Source organism: Paenibacillus sp. NPDC056933 (genome assembly GCF_042674385.1).
GTDB lineage: Bacteria > Bacillota > Bacilli > Paenibacillales > Paenibacillaceae > Paenibacillus.
On sequence record NZ_JBHUQN010000013.1, the window covers coordinates 17,701 to 41,490 of the forward strand.

The window sequence follows — 23,790 nt, forward strand, 5'->3', positions numbered from 1 at the left end:
AAGTTGTGCTATTTATTTTAGGAGGAGATTATTTTGGATTTTAAAGATTATATTCGTGTCATTCCTGACTTTCCACAACCGGGAATCAGCTTCAAAGACATTACGACATTGTTGAAGGATGGAGAAATGTACCGCAAGGCGATCAATGAGCTGAAAGTAATGGTTTCGGATCTCAAAATTGACGTTATTGCCGGACCTGAAGCACGTGGATTCGTTGTGGGCGCTCCTCTGGCGTACGCTCTTGGTGTCGGTTTTGCACCGATCCGCAAAAGCGGAAAATTGCCTGGAGAGACGATCGAAGTCGGTTATGATCTTGAATATGGCAAAGATACGCTTGCTATGCATACAGATGCGATTGAAAAAGGACAAAATGTTCTGATTGCAGATGATCTGCTGGCAACAGGCGGAACCATTGCTACCTCCATTAACCTGATTGAACAATTGGGTGGGAAAATTGTAGGTGCAGCATTCCTGATTGAGTTGTCTGATTTGAATGGACGTGCGAAATTGCCTGGAATTGATGTATTTACATTGATGAACTACTAGAATTCCGGCTAAACTGGGTCTCACGTTTCCCGGGAAATAATATACAGCATTAACTATTTGCAAAAAAAAGCCTGTCCCTCAACCCGTTAAGGTTAGAGAGCAGGCTTTTTGCGTTGTACGATGTATAAGATGAAGAATGAATAAACATTGTTCGTTCAAAATTAGTCGGCAAGGAATCAATCCGGAGTTTTCTCGGTTAAAGGCTGTTTCTCCGTTTGATCATTCGACCAACCCAATACTTCAAATAATTTAAACAACAAGCTCAGCAGAATTCCGACGATGGTTGCCAAAGCCATTCCTTTGAGATGAACTCCATACAGCGTGATCTCAGTACCACTGAGTCCAATGACGAGTACAAGGGTAGTTAGCAAAAGATTGGTCGGTTTGGAGAAATCGACTTTCTGCTCGACCAGAATACGCAAACCGGATGCCGCAATAACTCCGAACAAAAGCAGGGATACACCACCCATAACCGGGACGGGAATATTGGCCACTAAAGCCGAGAAGGTTCCAGAGAAAGAAAGCACAATGGCAATGACAGCTGCGCCGCCAATTACATAGGTGGAATAAACTTTTGTTAGAGCCATAACCCCAATATTCTCACCATACGTTGTATTCGGCGTGGACCCAACGAAACCGGAAAGGATGGTTGAAACGCCGTTCCCGAGCAGGGAGCGATGCAGACCGGGATCTTTGGACAGATCTTTGCCCACAATGCTGCTCGTTACAAGCAGATGTCCGATGTGCTCGACAATGACAACAAGTGCGACAGGCAAAATGGTGAAGATGACAGACCAGTCAAAAGTCGGTGTCGTTACTGTAGGCAGCGATATAAAGTCAGCGTTCGCTATATTCTCAGTCTTTACTTCACCCATAAAGTATCCGAGCACGTAACCAGATACAATCCCGATCAGAATGTGAATGATCTTGGGGAATCCGCGGAACGTTACTGCTCCAATAACAGTGATGCCAAGAGTAACCATGGCTAAAATAATTGGTTTAGCCTGAGGCATCCAGTCGGGATTCTCCGCAGGATTTGAATTGATCAGGCCAGCCATTCCGGCTGCCACAGGTACAAGCTCTAAACCGATCAGGGCAACAATGGCGCCCATAACTGCTGGCGGGAATACCACGTTAATCCAGCCTGTTCCCGCATATTTGATGACAAGAGCCACAATGCAGAAAACAACGCCTGTTACGATGAACGCTCCAAGTGCCATGGAATATCCGTTGTTAGGGTGTGCGATTAACACGGAAGAAACGGGCGCGATAAACGCAAAGCTTGACCCTAGATAAGCAGGGATTTTTCCTTTACACATAAGTATGTACAACAATGTTCCAATACCGTTCATAAGCAAAATCATACTTGGGTCGACACCGAATAGGTTCGGCACGAGTACCGTACTGCCAAACATGGCGAACAAATGCTGGAGACTCAGCAGTGAGCCTGAGCCGAGTGGCATCTTTTGATTAACCTGAATTTCACGTTGCAAGCAGTTTCATCTCCTTTTTCCGAAACACAAATCTTCAATATAGTACAGAGTTTCTCATAATTAAGCAATAACATTTTTCTGCTGAGCAGGGTAAAAGAATTTATATTCCTACAATTTCTCCTTCTATTTCGGTAAATAACGGCAATAATGTCTAGTAAATGAGGAGCATTCCCACCCCGTGTCGTATATTGGGCAACATCTTTCAGAAATGGTACATAACGTTTAAGAAAAATGGATATGTTCTCTTATTCGTCAGTAGTTGACGAGAAACGAGCGAAGCGTCATAATTATAGGAAATTACTTTTACGGGGAACCTGTGTTGATATTATGTCACGGGTTCCATTTTGTATAGAAAGGACACGGAACAGATCAGAATGGGCATAGAGCAATTACTCGAGAAGGCCGGGGCGTATATCAAAGAACCCGATCTGGTGCGCATACGTGAAGCTTACGAATTTGCTGATCAGGCCCACCATGGACAGACGCGAAAATCGGGAGAACCGTATATTCTGCATCCGCTTGCGGTTGCCGATATTGTTGTAAACATGCAGATGGACACCATCTCCATAATTGCAGCGCTTCTTCATGATGTAGTAGAAGATACTACGGTTTCACTTGAAGAAATCCGCAATCATTTCGGCAATACGTGTGCCATGCTTGTTGACGGCTTGACGAAGCTGGAACGTATTCAGTTCCGCTCCAAGGAAGAACAGCAGAACGAGAACTACCGCAAAATGTTCATCGCCATGGCGCAGGACATCCGTGTCATCGTGATCAAATTGGCTGACCGTCTGCATAATATGCGGACACTCAAGTTTCAGTCGGAAGAAAGCCAACGCCGGATTTCGTATGAAACGTTGGAGATTTTCTGTCCGATTGCGAACCGTCTGGGTATCTCTGCGATCAAATGGGAAATGGAGGACATCGCCCTCCGTTATTTGAATCCGCAGCAATATTATCGAATTGCAAACCTGATGCACAAAAAGCGTGCGGAACGTGAGCAATATATTGATACCGTTATGGACGGCATTACGAGCAAGCTGGATGAGATGGGAATTCAAGCAGATCTGTCGGGTCGTCCTAAGCATATCTACAGCGTGTTCAAAAAAATGACAACGAAAAATAAGCAGTTTAACGAGATTTATGATCTTCTTGCGATTCGTATTATTGTGGATAACATCAAGGATTGTTATGCTACCCTCGGAATTATACACACGTTATGGAAACCGATGCCTGGACGTTTCAAGGACTATATCGCGATGCCGAAGGCGAACATGTATCAATCGCTGCATACTACGGTCGTGGGTCCGAATGGGGAACCGACTGAAGTCCAGATTCGGACATGGGATATGCACCGCACCGCTGAATTCGGTATTGCTGCCCACTGGGCCTATAAGGAAGGCGCTGCGAACGGAAATCATTTTGAAGATAAAATTACGTTCTTCCGCGAGATTCTTGAACTTCAAAATGAAGCTCAGGATGCGTCTGAATTTGTAGAATCACTCAAAATGGATTTCTTCTCGGATCTGGTGTTTGTATTCACGCCAAAAGGGGAAGTTATCGAATTGCCTACAGGGTCCGTTCCTTTGGATTTTGCATACAGAATCCATACAGAGGTGGGTAATCGGACGATTGGTGCCAAAGTGAATGGTCGTATCGTTCCGCTCGATTATCACCTCAAAACGGGTGATATCATCGAAATTTTGACGTCCAAACATTCATATGGACCGAGCCAGGATTGGCTTAAAATTGCAAAATCCTCTCATGCACGAGCGAAGATCAAGCAATGGTTCAAGAAGGAACGGCGGGAAGAAAACGTTGAAAAAGGACGCGAGAGTTGTGAGCGAGAACTGAAGCGGATGGGACTTGATCCATCTGCCTGGATGACGGATGACAAGTTGCAGGAAGCAGCCAAAAAGTATGCTTTCAATGATATTGAGGATATGCTCGCAGCAGTTGGGTTCGGTGGGATTACGGCTGCACAGATTGTGACCAAAGCAACGGAGAAACTTCGCAAGGAGCAGGAAGAATCCAGCTTGCTTGAACTGAATTCCGAGATGCGTGAGCTGAAGCCTGCACCCGAACGCAGAAACCGTCCGACCAATGGCATCCGTGTCAAAGGCATAGACAATTTGCTTGTTCGTTTTGCTCGCTGCTGCAATCCTGTACCAGGGGATGATATTATCGGGTATGTTACACGCGGACGGGGTGTTTCCGTGCATCGCAGTGATTGCCCAAATATTCCGTCCAGTACGGATGGGGAAGAAGCAGCTCGCGTCATTGAAGTAGAGTGGGAAGAAAATATTGAAGCCAACTACAGCGTGGATATTGAGATTACGGGCCATGATCGCAATGGTTTGCTCAATGAAGTGCTTCAGGCTGTCTCCGAAAGTAAAACCAATATATCTGCCGTCACCGGACGGACAGACAAAAATAAATTAGCATTGGTGCACGTCACAATTCTGATTCGCAACACGGAGCATCTGCATTCGGTTGTGGAACGGATCAAACGGGTGAAAGATGTTTATTCGGTGCATCGGATTATGCAGTAAGGAGCCTGTAAGATGAGGGTGCTTGTACAACGTTGTAAAGAGGCTCAGGTGACCGTGGGAGACGAACTGACAGGTCGAATTGAATCCGGATTAATGTTACTTGTGGGAATTACACATGAGGATACGGATAAAGACGCCTTATATCTGGCCGACAAGATCGCCGGACTTCGAATCTTCGAGGACGAGCAGGAAAAGATGAATCTCAGTCTGATGGACGTGGGCGGAGCTGTATTATCTGTCTCACAATTTACGTTGTACGGGGATTGCCGCAAAGGAAAACGTCCAAGCTTTGCAGCTGCAGCCAGACCTGAAGCGGCAGAACAGTTATATACAACGTTTAATCAGCTGTTACGAGATAAAGGGCTCCAGGTAGAGACTGGACGTTTCGGGGCGATGATGGATGTGACATTTACCAATTGGGGACCCGTGACTTTGATGCTGGAAAGCCCTATTCGTCAAGAAACAAATGCATAATTGGCTGGGGAACAGGCCATAATGAGGGATAATTCGATTCATTAACCTACGATGATCAAAGGAGTATCCACCTATTATGCGCCAATCCGTCAAGGAAACACGCTCCCGAATAGAACCTTTGCTTCTACCTGGAAACCTGTATGAGTCCCTGAAGCTTGCCCGTGCTGCTACCGAATGCGCAACTACGATCTGGGCTCTTCAGGATTCAGATAAAGGAGAGCAGAGCCGTCTTCCGCGTGACTGAGTGCTGAGAGCATGGAATGAAATAAAAAGTCTTGATTCGATTATCGAATCAAGACTTTTTTTGTTATGGACTCAATCCGTCCCTGATCCGAGTCGCCAGATCAAAGTCAAAATAATACTGACTCATTTTGTTATAAACGACTCTAGTTAGGGTAATAACAGAACGAGGCACAATGGAGTGACAAGTTCACATATTTATTACGGGCAATGAACGAGATAAGCAGATAATGAATTTCTGCGAATACCCGATTTCAAGAAATTTCGACACAGAAAGGAGAACATACGTTATGAGTAAAGTTGCTTTTTTATTGGCGAATGATTTTGAAGATTCGGAAATGCAGGTTCCATATGATGAGGTGAAAAAAGCCGGGCACGACGTTGAAATTATCGGCTTGAAGGCGGGAGAGACGCTGAAGGGTAAAGGGGGTAAAGCCTCCTATACTTCAGACAAAGCGATCTCTGAGGTGTCGGCTTCGGATTACGATGCAGTTGTTATTCCTGGAGGATCCTCTCCTGAGAATTTGCGTACGGACGCACACATTCTGAAATTCGTGACCGAAATCAACAGTGCCAAAAAGCCAATCGCTGCGATCTGCCATGGTCCGCAAATTCTGGCAAGTGCAAACCTGTTGAAAGGCCGTACAATTACATCCTATCCTCCGCTCAAGGATGATATGGTGAACGCAGGAGCAGAATTCAAGGATCATGAAGCAGTTGTGGATGGCAATTATATTACATCAAGAACGCCTGCCGATGAACCGGCATTTGTCCGAGAGTTGTTAAAAGTAATCTAATGACGTCGAACGGGCGTACGTTAAATTTAATTATGTTGTAAGGTGAACTTGAAGCTTCTACGTTTCATTTTACAAAACGTTTATTCCGATAAAGGAGGGTTTGACATGACAAAACATATTCAGGCTTATTTTCGGACCGAGGACGAGGCGGAGGGAGCGAGAACTTCCCTTCAGACGTTCCGTACAGAGCATTTGGAAGTAGGGCAACTGGACAGTGCGGTTGGCAGAGACAGACGGATTATGGTACCTCTGGTGCCTTATAACACAGCGGGTGGCGTAGGAACCAATGGAGCCATGGGTGTGGGTGCTGCACCTGGGGTACCCGCCAGCGAAAATGTAATTCCGGTCGTTAGTAATGTGGATCGCCATACCGAGCGAGGTCCCCGGGATAATGTCAATGAGGACGGCGATCTGCTGGATGCTGCGGACGTGTCCTCGGCTGACTATGACGATCTGCATTATGTTTTGTCTGCCAAAGTAAGGGATGAGGATTATGAGGAAATCGTTCATAAACTTCGCTCTAACCAAGCTTATGTGGAAGAATTGAATTAATATGTAGTATGAAGCCCCTGTAGTGCCTGACTTCGATGTCAGGACCAGCTGCAGGGGCTTTAATTGATATGGGAGAAAATCAGATAAATAAAGCGCTATCATTTTTGTAATATTACTGTAATATTAGTTACATAAGGCTTTAACATAGGGCGTTTATAATAACAAGCATGACCCCCTTTTTTATATATCCTTTGAGCCTGCACACCGTGTGCAGGCTTTTTTTTGAGATGAGAATTTATATGTTTAGGGCGAAGCTTACCCCGTATTTAAATTTTTGCTAGAATAGAGAAATGGATTTGAATATTTTAAAGCGAATCTTTTTCATAGTTGGGCTACATTGGATGGTAAATCAAGCTTCCAGCGATTGGGCTCAGGCGAATCCAATCCTATGACAGAGAGTGTGGAGAATTTATCGCCAGAGTGATCCGTCATATTCCAGATGAACGTATACTCGCTGCAACGGCCCCGCCCTTATATAAGAGCGGGGCAGCCGTTTTCTGCTTGATCGATGGAAATTGTCAGTTATATAGAGAATGCCTCGTTTGAGAAATGACACCTATAATGCTAAAGCAACAGTGTTCTCATGCGAATGGCTAGTGATAGATTTAAGGGGGAATTAGTTTTGAGTAAGGTTGGAAGAAATGATTTATGCCCATGCGGAAGCGGGAAAAAATATAAGAAATGCTGTCTGGATAAGGAGTCCTCTGCGGTAGAATCCGTACTGCGGCTGATATCAACGGAGCAGTCTGTCCAGAAAGCCTCGATTCAGCCTGAGAGCAAACTGACCTTGACCAAGCTGAAAAAGATGGTGGCGCACGAACTGAAATGGGAGCATCCGGCTCACGAACAACTGGCCCTGGAGCTTATTGAGAACATGAGGAACCAATACGAGCGGGAGCTGATTTTGGAAGCTCTGGTACTATGGAATGGCTATTCCCGTCAGACTCGCCCTACTGTGAAGAAGACAGGCTCGTTCTGTGCCGCAATTGAGTATTTGCTGTCCGACGAATACGGCTTTAATGTTTCGAAGACTGAGCTGGCTGATAAATATGAGGTAACGACAGCAACGATCTCCCGAAAGGTTAAGGAGATGTTTAATTACATCGAAGAATACGGCATGGACGGCGAAACGGACGAGCTGATGATTCTGAACAGCCCAGGCACATCGAAGGACAAAGCGCAGGCTCTGCTGAATAAGGCGATGGAAGCCAGTTCTTCCAAACGCAGAATACAGCTGGCGAAAACGGCCCTGGAGATGTATTCTGACAGCTCTGATGCGTATCGTATTCTAGCTGAGGAATCGGACAATGAGTCTGATGCACGGGCTTATCTCAAGGCCGGAATCGCTGCAGGCGAACGCGAACTGGGCGAACTGTTTTTTGAGAAGAACAAAGGGGACTTCTGGGGGCTTCATGAGACTCGTCCATATATCCGGATATGCAAAAGTTACGCCGAATCCTGCTGGTTTGGCGGGGATGCCAAAGAGGCGGCACAAATCCTGGAGCATATTTTGGAGCTTAATACGGAAGACAATACCGGAGCGCGTTACCTGCTCGCTGCTGTGTATTTGTACAGCAACCAATTGAAGCAGGCAGAGCAACTGCTGGAGAAGTATGGGAAAGGTGACGACGCAGCCGCCTTTGCCTATGACCAGATCATTCTAGAGTATAAGAAGAACGGAATCACCTCCCAGCTCAAAATGCTGTACCGTGTGGCCAGGGGTGTGAACAAACATGTGCCTGATTACCTACTGGGTTTGAAGCGGCTGCCGCATAACCTCCCTGATTTTGTTGGAATGGGCGATTCCGACGAAGCGATTGAATATGTCATTATGCACTCCCGTCTATGGGCGAGTGTGCCGGATCTGCTGAAGTGGATGCTGAAACAATAGAGATATAAGAAGGCAATAGAAGTTGGAATTCATTTGATGAATCCAGCTTCTATTAGCTTTGTTCTCTGTAGACTCCGCATCCCGTACGGCGTGTGAGAATTTTTTTAGTGCTATCTTTTCATGTTAACCCTTGACTTTAGCACTGCGGTTCATTACAATCAGAAAATAAATTAACTTTAAACGTTATATAATAACTATAAGCGTTATTCAATAATATAACTTGATGATTTGATGACGGGACCAAGTACTCCGTGCCCACATGAACAGAGAGGAATCCCCAGGCTGTAAGGATTCTCTTGATGAGCGGACGAATGACTTCCCCGAGAACAGACGGCGAACACATCAGCCTTTTATCTGATGATCATTAGCCGGCCTGCGCAGGACGTGCGTTATACGTAGAGCGGAATGATCTGTTTGATCGGATTGCCTAGAGCAACCTTAGATCATCACATGATCACCTGAACGGCGAAAGTATCAGGGATTCCGGAATGTGGGTGGTACCACGGGTGAATGTGTAAACACAATTCCTCGTCCCTTTGTTTGCTGTATATACAGCGACAGGGCGAGGGATTTTTTTGTTATATAGAGAAAAAATAGATGCTGGAGGGATGAGAGATGGCTTTTCAAAAACCAACGGGAACTCAGGATTTACTGCCTGGGGTTGTGGAGAAGTGGCAGTTTGTAGAGGGGAAAATAAGGGACCTGTGTCGTCGGTTTAATTATCGGGAAATTCGCACACCCATCTTCGAACAGACCACATTGTTTGAGCGGGGTGTAGGAGAGACAACCGACATCGTTGAGAAAGAGATGTACACGTTCAAGGACAAGGGAGATCGCAGCATGACCCTCCGTCCGGAAGGAACCGCTGGTGTTGTACGTGCTTTTGTAGAGAATAAACTCTATGGGGAGCCAGATGTAACCAAACTCTATTATGTCGGCCCGATGTTTCGCTATGAGCGTCCGCAGGCAGGACGTCAGCGTCAGTTCCACCAGTTCGGAGTGGAGGCATTCGGAGCAGTGGACCCGGCGATTGATGCCGAGGTTATCGCACTCGGTTATCAATTTTGTGTCGAGCTGGGACTGAAAGATGTCAAAGTCGAAGTAAACTCGGTTGGTAATGCGGCAAGTCGTGCTGCTTATCGTGAAGAACTGCTTGGTTTCCTGAGACCGATGAAAGACACCCTGTGCAAGGATTGTCAAAACCGCATGGAACGTAATCCGCTTCGCGTCCTGGATTGCAAGGTGGATCAGGACAAGTTTGTCGGTGCACCATCCATTCTGGATAGCCTGGACGAGGAAGCGACGAATCACTTTGCGAAAGTTCAAAGTCTTCTGGAGGATTTTGACGTAGATTACACAGTGAACACAAGATTGGTACGTGGACTTGATTATTACACGATGACGGCATTTGAATTGAAGGCTCAAGGTATTGGTGCGATTGACACCGTGGGTGGCGGCGGCAGATATAACGGCCTCGTTGGGGATATCGGCGGACCGGATCAACCAGGCATTGGGTTTGGTATCGGTCTGGAACGCATTCAACTGATTCTGGAACACCAAAACATTGATGTAAGTGCCCTCGCTCCGCTTGATGTATACTTTGTTGCCCTCGGCGAAGCAGCCGATCGTGAAGTCAACCGTCAGCTGTTTAAGCTTCGTCAATCCGGTCTGTCCGGTGAACGCGACTATCTGGGTCGCAAGATGAAAGCTCAAATGAAGTCGGCGGATCGATATAAAGCCCGCTACACAGCAATTCTTGGCGACGATGAGTTGGAACGCGGAGAGATTGCGCTTAAAGCGATGGACACCGGTGAACAGCAAACCGTGAAACTGGAAGAGCTGATTGCAACCATTCAGGGAGCTAAATAAGAGTGCAACAAAAAAACAGCCAACTGTAAAACAGGTTGATTTAACAATGGAATGATTCGGCAGCTAATGCCTTTTCAATAAAATTATCTTCACGCAACCGCGCTGTTGAAAAGCGGGTTCTGCCCGCCCATACAGAACGGAAATTCACATAATGAGGAGTTTGGTTATGAAAAGAAGTCATCATTGCGGCGCATTAACAACCGCACACATCGGTGAAACCGTAACATTGAACGGCTGGGTACAGACCCGCCGTGACCTGGGGGGCGTACTGTTTATCGATCTGCGTGACCGCAGCGGCATTGTACAAGTTGTTTTCAACCCAGCTTACTCTGGCGAAGCATTGCAAATCGCTGACCGAGTGCGTAGTGAATATGTTATCGCCGTATCGGGTAAAGTGGTTAAACGGGATGCCGAAACGGTCAACAAAAACCTGCCTACAGGCGAAATTGAAGTTCAAATTACCGAGATCGAAGTGCTGAACGCGGCCAAAACACCTCCATTCTTTATCGAAGATGGTGTGGAAGTTGACGAGAGCCTTCGTTTGAAATATCGTTACCTGGACCTGCGTCGTCCGGAAATGTTCGAAACATTGAAACTTCGTTCCAAAGCATCCAAAGTGTTCCGTGATTATCTGGATGGAGAAGAATTCGTTGAAGTGGAAACACCGATCCTGACCAAGAGCTCCCCGGAAGGTGCGCGTGACTATCTCGTACCAAGCCGTGTGCATGAAGGTGAATTTTTCGCCCTGCCGCAATCACCGCAAATTTACAAACAATTGCTGATGGTCGGCGGACTTGAGCGTTACTATCAGATCGCACGTTGTTTCCGTGATGAAGATTTGCGTGCAGACCGTCAACCGGAATTCACCCAAGTCGACATCGAGACTTCCTTCCTTCAACAGGATGACCTGTTGCCAATGATGGAAGAGCTGATGGCCAAATTGCTTCGTGAAACGAAAGGCATTGAGCTGGAACTGCCTTTCCAACGCATTACGTATGCAGATGCCATGGGTAAATACGGTTCAGACAAACCAGATCTGCGTTTTGGCATGGAACTGGTCGAAATGAACGATATCGTAGCGAACAGCGGTGTGAAAGTATTTGCTTCTGTCATCGAAAAAGGTGGAGAAGTGAAAGTGCTAAACGCCAAAGGCTGTGGTACATGGAGCCGTAAAGAAATCGATGACCTCGGACCATTCGCAGCACGGTACGGTGCAAAAGGATTGGCATGGATTCAAGTCAAAGATGGCGAGTTCAAAGGACCAATCGTGAAGTTCTTTACGCCGGAAGAGATCGAAGCCGTCAAAGAACGTACGGGCGCTGAAGAAGGCGACTTGTTGCTCTTCTCTGCTGACACCAAAAAAGTGGTTGCTGATGTACTGGGAGCACTTCGTTTGAAAATCGGTCGTCAACTGGGCCTGATTGATGACAGCAAATTCAAATTTGCATGGGTCGTAGACTTCCCGCTGCTCGGATACGATGAAGATGCGAAACGCTATGTGGCAGAACACCATCCGTTCACTCGTCCAAAAGACGAAGATGTGCATCTGTTCGACACAGATCCGGGTGCGATCCGCGCTCAAGCGTATGACCTTGTTCTGAATGGTTATGAAGTAGGCGGCGGTTCGATGCGTATTTACAAACGTGATGTTCAGGAAAAAATGTTCGCTGCACTGGGACTCTCCCCGGAAGTAGCCAACGAGAAATTTGGATACCTGCTTGAAGCATTTGAATACGGAACGCCACCACACGGCGGAATCGCTTTTGGTCTCGATCGTTTGGTGATGCTGCTGGCAGGCCGCACAAATCTGCGTGAAACGATTGCCTTCCCGAAAACGGCAAGTGCAACGGATCTGCTCATGAATGCACCATCTGAAGTGGATAACTCCCAATTGGAACAACTTCACATCCGCGTAGCCCGCAAACCGGTGGCGGAAAAGAAATAAAGGAGGCATCGACTCTCAATGCTCCATCAATTTTCAAGAACAGAACTGGCTATCGGACCTGAAGGTCTGAACGCCTTGAAAAATAGTACAGTCGCTGTGCTTGGCATCGGCGGTGTGGGCGGTATTGCCGTGGAAGCACTCGCACGCAGTGGCGTTGGCCGTATCATTCTCATTGATAAAGACGTGGTGGACATCACCAACATCAATCGTCAGATTCATGCTCTGACCACGACCGTTGGTCAGAAAAAAGCAGATCTGATGGTGGAGCGGGTGAAGCTGATCAATCCGGAGTGCGATGCGATTGCACTGAATATGTTTTACACCGAAGAGACATATGAGGAATTGTTCAAGTATGAGCTGGATTATGTGCTGGATGCTTCCGATACGATCATTTACAAAATCCATCTCATCAAGGAATGCCTGAAGCGGAAGATTCCGGTCATCTCCAGCATGGGTGCTGCAAACAAAATGGACCCGACGAAATTCCAGGTAGCGGACATTTCAAAAACAACCATGGACCCGATTGCCCGTGTTGTTCGTACAAAATTGCGCAAAGATGGCATCAAAAAAGGGGTGAAAGTGGTCTTCTCCACCGAAGAACCGCTGAAACCGCGCGCAGATGTAACGCAGAAAATTGTTCCTGAGAATGCGCCGGAAATTCGCAAGGCCAAACAGCCACCAGCGAGTAACGCCTTTGTTCCTCCGGTAGCCGGACTGATCATGGTCAGTGTGGCTGTCAAGGAACTGATCGAAATTGCAGAGAACAAGCAGCATTAATCTGCTGTGAATGGAAAAGCGTAGGTACCGACAAGGTGCCTGCGCTTTTTTTTGCATGGTCAACACATGTGGATAGAGGGAGAAAAGGGCAAATCAAAGCCGTATTAAAAAGAGACTCAAAACCTTAACAAATGTCAGGGTTACGTGATGTACTTCAATCCCAAAACCGTGTATGATATGTGGTGCTGCGCGAAATGATGATAAATACATAGAGAAATCGCAGCTATATAAGATGAATATAAGATTTACACAAGAACGAAGAGGACAGAAAAAACCTGGAGAAGCAAAGCGTTCGCCTTTATCACCGGATTTAACTTTAAAAACATAAATCTAAAAATCTGGGGATAACAGCGATCGGAAGGTTGTTCTGTCAGCGCAGTGGTAAAGTGTAAATACTTTTGTTCGGCTTACATAGGGAGAGGGGAACGGAACGAATGAAACAAGGATGGATGACCAGGCGTCTTGGCATGGAGCCGGGAGACCAGTGGAAGAAGGAAATTGTGGCGGGAGCCATCTCCTATTTTTCCGTGGTGTATATCGTGATGGTCAATGCAACCATTCTGGCTGATGCCGGAATGCCGCTGCAGGCGGCGATGGTGGGTACACTGCTGACGTCTATTGCTGGTTGTTTGCTGATGGCATTTGGTGGCAAATCGCCAATTATCGTTGTACCTGGAATGGGGATTAATGCGTTTTTCACATACACACTCGTACATTCGATGAAATTGAGCTGGCAGGAAGCCTTGGCGGTTGTATCCGTCACCGGTGTGCTGTTCGCGGTTGTTGCATTTACATCACTATATAAAATGATTAGTGAGGCCATTCCGAAAAACCTGCAGCATGGTATTACGGTGGGGATTGGTCTGTTCCTGACGTTCATCGGTTTGCAAAAAAGCGGAATCGTCATCGCACATCAGACCACATTTGTGGCTATCGGACATTTTAATGATCATGGAGTGATCACCGCCTGTGTTACTCTTGTGATCGCCTTGGTTTTATTTATACGTAATGTACAGGGCGGACTCTTGATCAGCATTCTCGCAGGGACAGGCCTTGCCTATGTACTCGGTGCCGTGAATCCCGGTGAATCCGTGTCAGCTATAGAAGCATTGCGTCAATATGGCGGCTTGTTTGGAGAGCTGTCTTTGGTAAAGCTGGCCGATTTGGCGTTCTGGATCGCAGTATTCCTGTTGCTGCTCATAGTTGTATTTGAAAATATCGGACTGATTACGGCTCAGACTCATCTCATTGGTCGTCCCCAGCGGTTTAAGGGGAGCTTGCGTGCATTATCCATCAGTACCGTATTGGCAGGTGTATTTGGGAGCAGCCCTCCTGTAGCCGCAGCCGAGACTACAGCCGGGATTGCGGCAGGTGGTCGTACGGGATTGACTCCGCTCGTTACAGCGGTGTTGTTCGGGGCAACCTTTTTCTTCATCCCGCTGCTCGGTTACATTCCGGACAGTGCGATAGCACCCATTTTAATCATTATTGGCGGCTTGATGGTACAAAGTGTGAAGGATATGGATTTCAGTGATTTTACGGAGGCTTTCCCAGCTTTTCTGATTATGGTCATGATTCCATTTACATATAGCATCGTGGACGGTATGGCATTTGGATTCATCGCGTATCCGCTGGCGAAGCTGGCGGCGGGTCAGGGGAAGCGGGTGCCTAAAGTCATGTACGGCATTGCCATTCTGTTTTTGGCCAATTTTGTTCTGCACGGGATATTGTAAAAGATAGGGAACGTTATGTATGCTCATACGTATGATCTCTGGTGAACATCGGGAGAACGGGGGAACGAGAATGGAAGAGCAACAACAAGCGGGACAGGCTGAACCGAAAGTAGGGAAAAAAGGATTCAAGGATTTTGTAAAGCTGATTGCTGCCACAAATCCACCAAAGCTTATTCTGATTATAGCGTTGATCCTGACACTCATCCAGACGACAGCTGGCCTGATTGTCCCGCTGATGACCAAAGGCTTGATTGATGGGCTCACGATGTCTGCGCTGAATAAGTCCGTTATTTTCCTGCTGCTGGGTGCATTTGTTATTCAGGCCATCGCTTCAGGCATCAGCATCTATATGTTGAACTATGCAGGTCAACGGGTGGTTGCGACGCTGCGAACGAAGCTGTGGAACAAAGTGTTATCTCTGCCGATGCCATATTTCGACCGGAATCGTACGGGTGACACAATGAGTCGAATCACGAATGATACAAGTCAGATTATGACGTTAATTGCGGATTATCTCGTTTCTTTTGTATCCAACATCGTTGCGGTTGTGGGCGGGGTAGCATTGCTTTTCTATCTGGATTGGGTCATGTCGCTCATTATTCTGAGTCTGGTACCCTTAACGCTGCTGATCCTGTTGCCGGTCGGACGTAAAATGTACAAAATCTCCAAGAAGCAGCAGGACGAAATGGCTGGTCTTACTTCGGTGCTCAGCCAAGTCATTGGCGAGATTCGATTGGTGAAAGCGTATGGAACCGAGAAACAGGAGGCGGAAGCAGGCGATTCCCGTATTGGGAAGATGTTTGCTTTTGGTTTGCAGGAAGCTCGGATTTTGGCGTTGATCGGTCCACTCTTTACGTTTGTCATGACCGCTGTACTGGTTGTTATTCTGGGGGTTGGCGGTATGCGGGTAGCTTCCGGATTGTTGTCTCCGGGGGAACTGGTTGCATTTATATTGCTGTTGTTCCAGGTGATTATGCCAATGGGTCAATTTACGACGCTGTATTCACGTTTGCAAAAAGTAGTCGGTGCGACAGAGCGCATACAATCTATACTGGCACATGAAGAAGAACCGCGTCATAGTACAACCATTGCTCCCAAGGGCAATGAGACGATTACATTTAACAACCTGCATTTCTCATATGTCACAGGGGAAGAAGTACTGCATGGCATCAATCTGACCGTTCCGGCTCGTAAAGTGACGGCTATTGTCGGGCCAAGCGGCAGCGGGAAATCAACGTTGTTCTCCTTGTTGGAACAATTCTATCTTCCTGGTTCAGGTAGTATATCGTATGGTGGACAAGCCATCACGGATTATTCATTGTCCTCCTGGCGCAGCAAGATTGGATATGTATCGCAGGAGAGCCCTTTGATGGCAGGTACAATTAAGGAAAACATGACATACGGATTGGGTCGGGAGGCAAGCATGGACGAGATTAGACAGGCGGCAGACATGGCGTATTCCTCAGCTTTTATTGATAAATTGCCCCAGGGCTACGACACGGAAGTGGGGGAACGCGGGATCAAGCTCTCCGGTGGTCAACGCCAACGGATCGCTATTGCTCGTGCACTGCTGCGCAGCCCGGATATTCTGATGCTGGATGAAGCGACATCCAGTCTGGACAGCACTTCCGAACATGAAGTACAGCAAGCTCTGTCCAATCTGATGGAAGGACGAACGACGGTTGTCATTGCACACCGATTGTCCACCGTCGTCGATTCTGACCAGATTGTTGTTCTGGAACAGGGCCATGTGACGGGAACCGGAACACATGCGGAGTTGATCAGTACACATCCGGTATACCGTGAGCTGGCCCAGAAACAGTTTGTGGCACAGGATGGAAAGTCGGATTTGGAGCCGGCATGATTTAGATAGTGACCGTTGTTCCTCTGTTCTTTGCAGGACAGGAACAGCGGTTTCTTTCATTTTGCAAACCGGGTTACTGTAGCTTTTTGTACATCAATATGATATAGTGGGTATCCTTTTGTGTCGTCAGTGATTGACTATGCAGAGCAAACATATTCTTAGGAGGTAACTGAAACATGTCAGACAGCTTTCAAAGTGCCTATCAAGAAGAAGAGTACAGGTTAGAGCGAACGATGGAGGAAGTGGATCGTCAGCTGGAACGCTTGCAGAAAATGCCGGTGTACACGGGCCACGACTTCACAGAACAAGTGCTGGAGGCCGGACGCGAAGAGCGCCGCACCGCCTTGTCCAAGAGCGCGCAGCAACCCTATTTCGGACGCTTGGATTTCGAAGAACAGGGCAGTGGTGCACGGAAACCGCTGTATATTGGCAAAATCGGCGTAGACCGCGAAGAGGTGGGAGAGCATCCGCTCGTCATCGATTGGCGTGCTCCTGTCGCAAGCCTGTTTTACTCATTTACCGGAGGAGAAGCCTCCGCAACGTATGAAGCCCCAGAGGGACTCATTGAGGGTTTGGTATATCTGAAACGAAACGTTGTTATTCGGCAGCGTATATTGGAACGTGTGGCGGATACGTATAATCGGGACAGTGACCAGCCAGCCGTATCGGATGAATTCCTTGTGTATCGTTTGGGAGAGAACAAGGATAACAAGCTTCGGGATATCGTATCCACCATTCAGGCAGAGCAGGATCAGATCATTCGTGCGGCGAGAAACACCGCATTGATCATTCAGGGGGTGGCCGGTTCGGGAAAAACAACGGTTGCCCTGCATCGGCTTGCCTTTTTGCTCTATCAGTACAAGGAGCAGGTATCTGCGGAGAAAATGGTTATTTTCGCACCCAACCATATGTTCCTGGATTACATATCGGATGTGCTCCCGGAGCTCGGTGTAGGGGATATTCAGCAGCGTACATTCCCGGATTGGGCGATGAACCTGTTGGGACTAGATCTGCCTTTGGCAGACACGTCGGAGACATTAAACACCTGGTTTGAAACGCCGGATACACGTCCTGAACTCAATGATGATGTGCCTGGGCGTTATAAAGGCTCGATCCGCTTCATGGAACTGATTCGGGAGTGGCTGTCCGGGATGGAAGAGGAATCCGTACCTGATATGGACTTCAGCCCATGGGATGGTGCAGTGCTCAGCAAAGCCGAGATTGAGAACTGGTTCGGGGAAGAATACAAACATTATCCGCTGGCAAAGCGAAAAGAGCGGGTCATGGCGCGTATTCACCGTTGGATTGAGATGGAACTCAAGAAGCCTATGCCTGAAGCTGTGCGCAAAGAACGTAAAAAGAAAGCGACAACCCGTGAGAAGGCTTACGCCAAAAAATGGCCTCAATATGAACCGCTTACGCTGTATAAACAGCTGTTCAAGGTTGTTAAAGGCGGTTCGGTACCTGCCTCGCTCAGCGCGCTTATTCCCAAATTGGTGATGAAGCAAACGGCAGCAGATTTGAAGCAGGGTATCATCCGTGAAGAGGATTTGCCTGCATTGGTATACATCCATACACTGGTGCATGATATTGAAGGTTCAGAGCGATTCGATCACGTCGTCATTGATGAAGCGCAGGACTTTTCTCCTTTTCATGTGGCGTTATTGGATCACTTCGTCAAAGGGCATTCCTTTACCATATTGGGTGATTTGTCTCAAGGCATTCATGAGTACCGTGGTGTTCATACGTGGGAAGAAATGAGTTCCCTGTTTCCTGAGGAACAGAATGCATACTTTGCCTTGACCCGCAGTTATCGCTCGACGATGGAAATTATAGATTATGCAAATACCATTTTGGAGCGGGGCGTCAAGAGCGGGATCACGGCGATTCCTGTATTTCGGAGTGGTGACCCTGTACGGACGTTGTCCTATGGGGGAGAAGGGCGAACCGCAAGCCTTGAGCGTGCATTGAAGCTGCTAACGGTCAAAGACTACCGCACTGTCTCGATTCTGACCCGTACCCTGCATGAGGCAAAGGAGCTTCACCATGAACTCCAAACAGCAGGCTGGGATCTGAACTTGATTGACGGCGGCAAAAAACAGTACACCGGCGGACACTCCGTTTTACCTGTCTATTTGTCGAAAGGGTTGGAGTTTGATGCAGTTATCGTGGCCGATGGCGATGAGAAGCACTATCTGCCTAATGCGGGTGATGCGAAACTGTTATACGTTGGCTGTACCCGGGCTTTGCACGAACTGTGGTTATTCCACGACGGCCCATTGCCTGACTATGCTGCTGCGATCCACAACTCGGAAGGCGAGTCTGTTGCCATTCAGGGTTGGCCTGACAGCGAGGCAGAGTGAAACCTGATTGTTGAACATCGTTTTCATATGGAAAGAGCATGGCGCTGTTAAGGCACCATGCTTTTTTGTACGTTTTAACATTTGTTATATGATCTCTGACTACTGAGTTAACTTGCAGGTGTTCGTTGGGTCAACCCCGGTTTATCCAAGGCTGAGTTATGCCTAGCGGGATGGCGGTTAACCAGGAAAATACCCAGACAGATCATGACCCCGCCTGCACCCACCATCCAGCCGACATGCTCTCCCAACAAGAAGTAGCTAGACAGCAGTCCAAAGAGCGGCGCAAGAAAAAGAAAGGAACTGGTTTTGGCCGGATCTGTGTTTTGCAGCAAGTAAAACCAGAACGTAAACTGAATGATGGAACAGAAAATCGTCAGCCATACCAAGACAACGATGGAAGTTGTATTTACGATAAAATGAGGTTGCTCTGTAAAGAGACTCAGTACAAGCAGTACGACGCCTCCGGCGAGCATTTGGTAAGCGGTAAGAACAAACGTATCATGAGCTGCTCCCCAGCGTTTAATGAGCAACGTGGATACAGCAAAAGATACAGCGCCGCCAAACCCAATCCACGTTCCAGGACTCAAGCTCAGATGGAATCCAAAGGTCAACGCCACTCCGACCAATCCGAGCACCACACCGGTCCACTGGCTAAAGCGGTAGGATACTCCGTATAGAGCAGCACTCATGATGATGACAAGCAAGGGATTGGTAAACGTGATAATGGCGGACTCTCCCGAACTGATCCAGTTCATGCTGTAGTAGGCACAACCCATTACTCCAGCCGATTGAAACAAACCGATTACAGCAATTTGCATCCACTGTTTCCACCCCACAGGCATAGGACGTTTTCTAATGATCCAAGCAAGTAACGCTCCTGCCAGTATATAGCGAAGTCCCATTAACAAAAAGGGAGGAGCATACATCATACCGATTTTGCCTACGGGAAACGAGGTTCCCATAATGAGAGTGGTTATGATGATCAGGATTGTATATCTTAAGGGCTTCATCAGGTTTCCTCCCTTTGTATTCTCGACAAGCTCATAACGTCTGGCCGCTATCTACTGTAATCAGTTGCCCGGTCATGGATGGTTGCTCCAACGCGGCGCCTATCATATGTGCAATGTCTTCGCTTGCCGCTATTCGCTGCAACAATAATTCACCGCCCAGACGATTCATCTGTTCTTCTTTTCCTGCCCACCAACGGGTAGCGACTGCACCTGGAATGATGGCGTTAACCCGAATATCGGGAGATAGCGCATGTGCTAAAGATTTGGTTAAACCGTGTACAGCTGCTTTGGAAACTGCGTAAGGAAGGGAGGAGCCTGATCCTGTGCTGCCAGCTATACTGCCAAGGTTAACGATTGCGCCTTGGCCAGTCTGCTGCATTCCCTTCGATACAGCTCTTGCGCAGTAAAACATGCCTTTGACATTGACGTCATACAGTTCATCCCATATCTCATCCGTTACGGATTCCAGATCCTTCATTGGGATATGATGTGTGATGCTGGCGTTATTTACGAGTGCGGTCACAGGTCCAACTTTTTCGATGATAGAGGCCACCATTCCGCGAACCTCGACATCCGAACCCACATTGGCCCGAATGGCAAAAGCCTGACCTCCGGCATCCAGAATATGTTGTACCGTCTCTTCGGCCTCATACTGGGAACGAGAGTAATTAACGGCCACGGTGGCTCCGCGATTAGCCAATAGTATACTGGTAGCTCGACCTATTCCCGTACCGCCTCCAGTTACCAAAGCTACGGTGTTTGTCCAGTTCATCATTATTAACACTCCTTAAGTGAACTCAGTGGATAGCGAGCTGCTGTGTTCTGATCTACCCCGATTGTAGCTCGAAGCAGCTATACTGTATAATGATTGTTAATGATTCAGGTATCATTTTGAATGATGTCAGACTGAATAAAATCATAGCCGGGAGGTTCACAATGGAGAGCGGAGATTTACGGATATTTCAATGTGTCGCACAAGAAGGAAATCTGACCCGGGCTGCAGAGCGCCTCGGTTACGTGCAGTCCAATGTCACAGCAAGGATAAGACATCTGGAATCCGAAGTAGGGACACTGTTGTTTATCCGTCATAATCGGGGTATGACTTTATCTCCAGCAGGTGAGATGCTGCTGACGTATGCGGATAAAATTGTGGGCCTGCTCGATGAGGCTGGAAAAGCGCTGAGCTCTACGATTGAGCCTGCTGGCCCACTACGGATCGGTTCCACGCAGACCGCTGCAGCGGTTCGGTTACCTGAGCTTTTTGCAAAATACTATAAACAGCATCCAGCTGTCTCCTTATCGTTGACCACGGGTAATTCCCAATTGCTTATGGATCAGGTGATTGGGTATGAATTGGAAGGGGCGTTCATCGGCTGTTCATGCGACCATCCCGACATTTCCTCTACTCCCGTATTTGACGAGGAACTCTTTGTTGTCTCCTCCGGTATGGGGCTAATGGATGAAGAACTCACAAGTAAACCTGTTCTTGTTTACAGCATGGGGTGTTCCTATCGTCAAATTTTGGAGGATTGGTTATCGGTGAGCGGGGTAAACCGTCCGGTCATTATGGAATTTGGAACCCTCGAAGCAATTATTAGCGGGGTCTCGTCAGGCATGGGAATTTCGCTGTTACCTGAGATCGTCATTCGGCATCAGATTGAAAATGGATCACTGCGAAAGCACACACTCCCAGTAGGCATGAATCGCATGATGACTCGTTTTATTACTCGTAAGGATGCCTTTGTCAGCAGTGCACTTGGTGCATTTATGGATATGCTTCCACGGGAGTATGATATGATAGAGTGTAGAGATTAGTCAGGAATTTGGTAAGGAAAGAGTGAGGCAATCCGTTAAGGAAGTGATGAGCAATGGACTTATTTTCGTTTCAACAAGATTCAGAACCACAAGCAAGACTGCTCGCTGACCGCATGCGGCCAGAGCGGCTTGATGAATATATTGGGCAGGAGCACATTATAGGACCAGGGAAATTGCTTCGGCGCGCCATTGAAGCGGATCAGATTTCGTCCATCTTGCTATATGGCCCTCCGGGATGTGGCAAGACGACACTCGCACATATTATTTCCCAGCATACCCAAGGACAGTTCGTCCGTCTGAATGCGGTGGATGCATCTGTCAAGGATGTACGTGAAGTCATCGAACAGGCGCAGACCAACAAGCAGTTGTACGGAACGAAAACCATTTTGTTCCTCGATGAGGTGCACCGCTTTAATAGTTCACGACAGGATGCACTGCTGCCTGCAGTAGAGAAGGGCACGATTATTTTTATCGGCGCTACGACAGAGAATCCCTTTCATTATGTAAACGGGGCCTTGATGAGCCGTTCCACGCTGTTTCAGCTGGAGTCTTTGAACAAAGAGCATTCCCTGATTGCAATGCGCCGGGCACTGGCCGATACAGATAAAGGTTTGGGATTCATGGACCTGAAGGCAGACGACGAAGCACTGGAGCATATTGCAACAATGGCGAATGGTGATATTCGGCGTGCACTGAACGCATTGGAACTTGCCGCACTGACCACACCGCCAGAGAAGGACGGCTCGATCCACATTACGCTTGATGTAGCCGAAGAGTCTATTCGTCGTCCCATTGTGAGAGCAGATGAATCGACGCAGTATGATGTACTGTCGGCATTTCACAAGAGCATCCGAGGTTCCAGTGATGCAGCACTGTTCTGGTTTTTGTATGCGGTAGAAAAGTTGGGCATGGACCCGATGACGTTTATACGTCGTCTGATTGCAGCAAGCAGTGAAGATATTGGACTTGCGAATCCGCAAGCGATGACGCAGGCAATTGGGGCGCTGGATGCTTATCGGAATAATGGTTGGCCTGAAGCCAAGCTGAACATTGCCCAGGCGATCCTGTTCGCTGTGGAAAGTCCGAAGTCCAATGCGGTATACACCGCGATCTCCAAAGCGATGAACGCTATTGATGAGGTGAAGTCGGCTGAGGTACCTCTTCATCTGAGGGATACCCATTATTCCGGTGCAGTGAAGCTGGGACATGAAGGCTACCAATACCCGCACAATTATCCGGGCCATTATGTGAAACAGGAATATTTACCGAAACAGCTCTCACGCCGCGTGTTCTATGAAGCAACGGAACAAGGCAATGAATCCAAGATTCGTCTAAACCAGCAGCGGCGCAGAGAGATGTAAGATCGATGACCCGGGAGATGCTTGAACGATGAAAGAACTTGTCTATGTTGGAATCGGTGGAATTATGGGTACGTTGTGCCGATCCGAACGTAGGTAATATTACATTTAGTGCAATCGAATCGGCAGAGCGTTTGGGCCTCCCAGAAGCCGGTATATCACTCTCTGTCCCAACATGCGTGTTTGGTTTAACTCCTAAATCAAACACGGCCTATACAGCTTTGGACAGGGCTTGGGGAGCGTCCGCAAGGGGATCACCGGCGATGTGCCTGATCATCTTAAAGATGCCCATTACGTTTCCATAACCCTTTTATCAAAACGCATTTTTTTATATTTTAGCAAATGAAGTATGTTAATTTATCGATGTTGTGAAGGAATATTCTTAACGGAGTTTAGTTTAATAAAAGTTCCATTTTAAAAGGAATCGCGGTTGGCGATTCCTAAGATTATTATTTATTTGCTGCGTTTATGGTACTAAGTGAATTGTTAAGTGCTGTTTTACACTTGTTTA

19 protein-coding genes are annotated in these 23,790 nt (G+C 47.5%); 16 read left to right on the forward strand and 3 right to left on the reverse strand.

What is annotated here, in order from left to right; all coding sequences use genetic code 11:
- Positions 1–33 precede the first annotated feature (33 nt).
- Entirely contained in the window at positions 34–546 is a 513-nt protein-coding gene (locus ACFTRD_RS32140; protein ID WP_024633046.1) for an adenine phosphoribosyltransferase, read from the forward strand.
- Positions 547–722: 176 nt separating this feature from the next.
- Here ACFTRD_RS32140 and uraA read toward each other — a convergent pair whose 3' ends face one another.
- Entirely contained in the window at positions 723–2,039 is a 1,317-nt protein-coding gene (uraA, locus tag ACFTRD_RS32145; protein WP_379387030.1) for a uracil permease, read from the reverse strand.
- Positions 2,040–2,413: 374 nt separating this feature from the next.
- Between uraA and ACFTRD_RS32150 the strand changes: the two genes are divergently transcribed.
- The 12 genes from ACFTRD_RS32150 (at position 2,414) to ACFTRD_RS32205 (ending at position 19,096) form a co-directional block, all read left to right on the forward strand.
- Entirely contained in the window at positions 2,414–4,591 is a 2,178-nt protein-coding gene (locus ACFTRD_RS32150) for a RelA/SpoT family protein (protein ID WP_379387054.1), read from the forward strand.
- 12 nt (positions 4,592–4,603) lie between these two features.
- Positions 4,604–5,065, forward strand: a complete 462-nt coding sequence (gene dtd / locus ACFTRD_RS32155) for a D-aminoacyl-tRNA deacylase (RefSeq protein ID WP_379387032.1) — start codon at positions 4,604–4,606, stop codon at positions 5,063–5,065.
- Between the two features lie 76 nt (positions 5,066–5,141).
- On the forward strand, positions 5,142–5,309 hold the full coding sequence (locus ACFTRD_RS32160) for a hypothetical protein (RefSeq protein ID WP_192270224.1): 168 nt from the start codon (positions 5,142–5,144) through the stop codon (positions 5,307–5,309).
- 286 nt (positions 5,310–5,595) lie between these two features.
- Positions 5,596–6,102, forward strand: a complete 507-nt coding sequence (locus tag ACFTRD_RS32165) for a type 1 glutamine amidotransferase domain-containing protein (protein WP_024633050.1) — start codon at positions 5,596–5,598, stop codon at positions 6,100–6,102.
- A 105-nt stretch (positions 6,103–6,207) separates the two neighbouring features.
- Entirely contained in the window at positions 6,208–6,654 is a 447-nt protein-coding gene (locus ACFTRD_RS32170; protein ID WP_379387035.1) for a hypothetical protein, read from the forward strand.
- A gap of 622 nt (positions 6,655–7,276) precedes the next feature.
- Complete coding sequence (locus tag ACFTRD_RS32175) at positions 7,277–8,545, forward strand: SEC-C metal-binding domain-containing protein (RefSeq protein ID WP_379387037.1); 1,269 nt, start codon at positions 7,277–7,279, stop codon at positions 8,543–8,545.
- Between the two features lie 615 nt (positions 8,546–9,160).
- Positions 9,161–10,414, forward strand: a complete 1,254-nt coding sequence (hisS, locus tag ACFTRD_RS32180) for a histidine--tRNA ligase (RefSeq protein WP_379387039.1) — start codon at positions 9,161–9,163, stop codon at positions 10,412–10,414.
- 166 nt (positions 10,415–10,580) lie between these two features.
- Positions 10,581–12,359, forward strand: coding sequence for an aspartate--tRNA ligase (aspS, locus tag ACFTRD_RS32185; RefSeq protein WP_192270210.1), 1,779 nt, complete (start codon positions 10,581–10,583; stop codon positions 12,357–12,359).
- 18 nt (positions 12,360–12,377) lie between these two features.
- Positions 12,378–13,136 carry a tRNA threonylcarbamoyladenosine dehydratase gene (locus tag ACFTRD_RS32190; protein ID WP_379387041.1) on the forward strand — a complete coding sequence of 253 codons (759 nt, stop codon included), beginning with the start codon at positions 12,378–12,380 and terminating at the stop codon, positions 13,134–13,136.
- 434 nt (positions 13,137–13,570) lie between these two features.
- Positions 13,571–14,869 carry an NCS2 family permease gene (locus ACFTRD_RS32195; protein ID WP_379387043.1) on the forward strand — a complete coding sequence of 433 codons (1,299 nt, stop codon included), beginning with the start codon at positions 13,571–13,573 and terminating at the stop codon, positions 14,867–14,869.
- Between the two features lie 70 nt (positions 14,870–14,939).
- Entirely contained in the window at positions 14,940–16,733 is a 1,794-nt protein-coding gene (locus ACFTRD_RS32200) for an ABC transporter ATP-binding protein (protein ID WP_379387056.1), read from the forward strand.
- 176 nt (positions 16,734–16,909) lie between these two features.
- Positions 16,910–19,096 carry a HelD family protein gene (locus ACFTRD_RS32205; RefSeq protein ID WP_379387045.1) on the forward strand — a complete coding sequence of 729 codons (2,187 nt, stop codon included), beginning with the start codon at positions 16,910–16,912 and terminating at the stop codon, positions 19,094–19,096.
- 107 nt (positions 19,097–19,203) lie between these two features.
- On the opposite strand, the gene ACFTRD_RS32210 is transcribed toward ACFTRD_RS32205, so the two are convergent.
- Both ACFTRD_RS32210 and ACFTRD_RS32215 read right to left on the reverse strand, forming a co-directional pair.
- Positions 19,204–20,106, reverse strand: coding sequence for a DMT family transporter (locus ACFTRD_RS32210; protein ID WP_379387047.1), 903 nt, complete (start codon positions 20,104–20,106; stop codon positions 19,204–19,206).
- A 31-nt stretch (positions 20,107–20,137) separates the two neighbouring features.
- Positions 20,138–20,878 (reverse strand): SDR family NAD(P)-dependent oxidoreductase, encoded by a 741-nt coding sequence (locus tag ACFTRD_RS32215; protein ID WP_379387059.1) that lies wholly within the window; start codon positions 20,876–20,878, stop codon positions 20,138–20,140.
- 164 nt (positions 20,879–21,042) lie between these two features.
- On the opposite strand from ACFTRD_RS32215, the gene ACFTRD_RS32220 reads away from it, so the two are divergent.
- Genes ACFTRD_RS32220 through ACFTRD_RS32230 form a run of 3 tightly spaced genes read left to right on the forward strand, consistent with a single transcriptional unit; the run spans position 21,043 to position 23,584 of the window.
- Complete coding sequence (locus tag ACFTRD_RS32220; protein ID WP_379387048.1) at positions 21,043–21,921, forward strand: LysR family transcriptional regulator; 879 nt, start codon at positions 21,043–21,045, stop codon at positions 21,919–21,921.
- A 53-nt stretch (positions 21,922–21,974) separates the two neighbouring features.
- Positions 21,975–23,282, forward strand: a complete 1,308-nt coding sequence (locus ACFTRD_RS32225) for a replication-associated recombination protein A (RefSeq protein ID WP_192270196.1) — start codon at positions 21,975–21,977, stop codon at positions 23,280–23,282.
- Between the two features lie 44 nt (positions 23,283–23,326).
- On the forward strand, positions 23,327–23,584 hold the full coding sequence (locus ACFTRD_RS32230; RefSeq protein WP_379387061.1) for an AAA family ATPase: 258 nt from the start codon (positions 23,327–23,329) through the stop codon (positions 23,582–23,584).
- Positions 23,585–23,790: the final 206 nt, after the last annotated feature.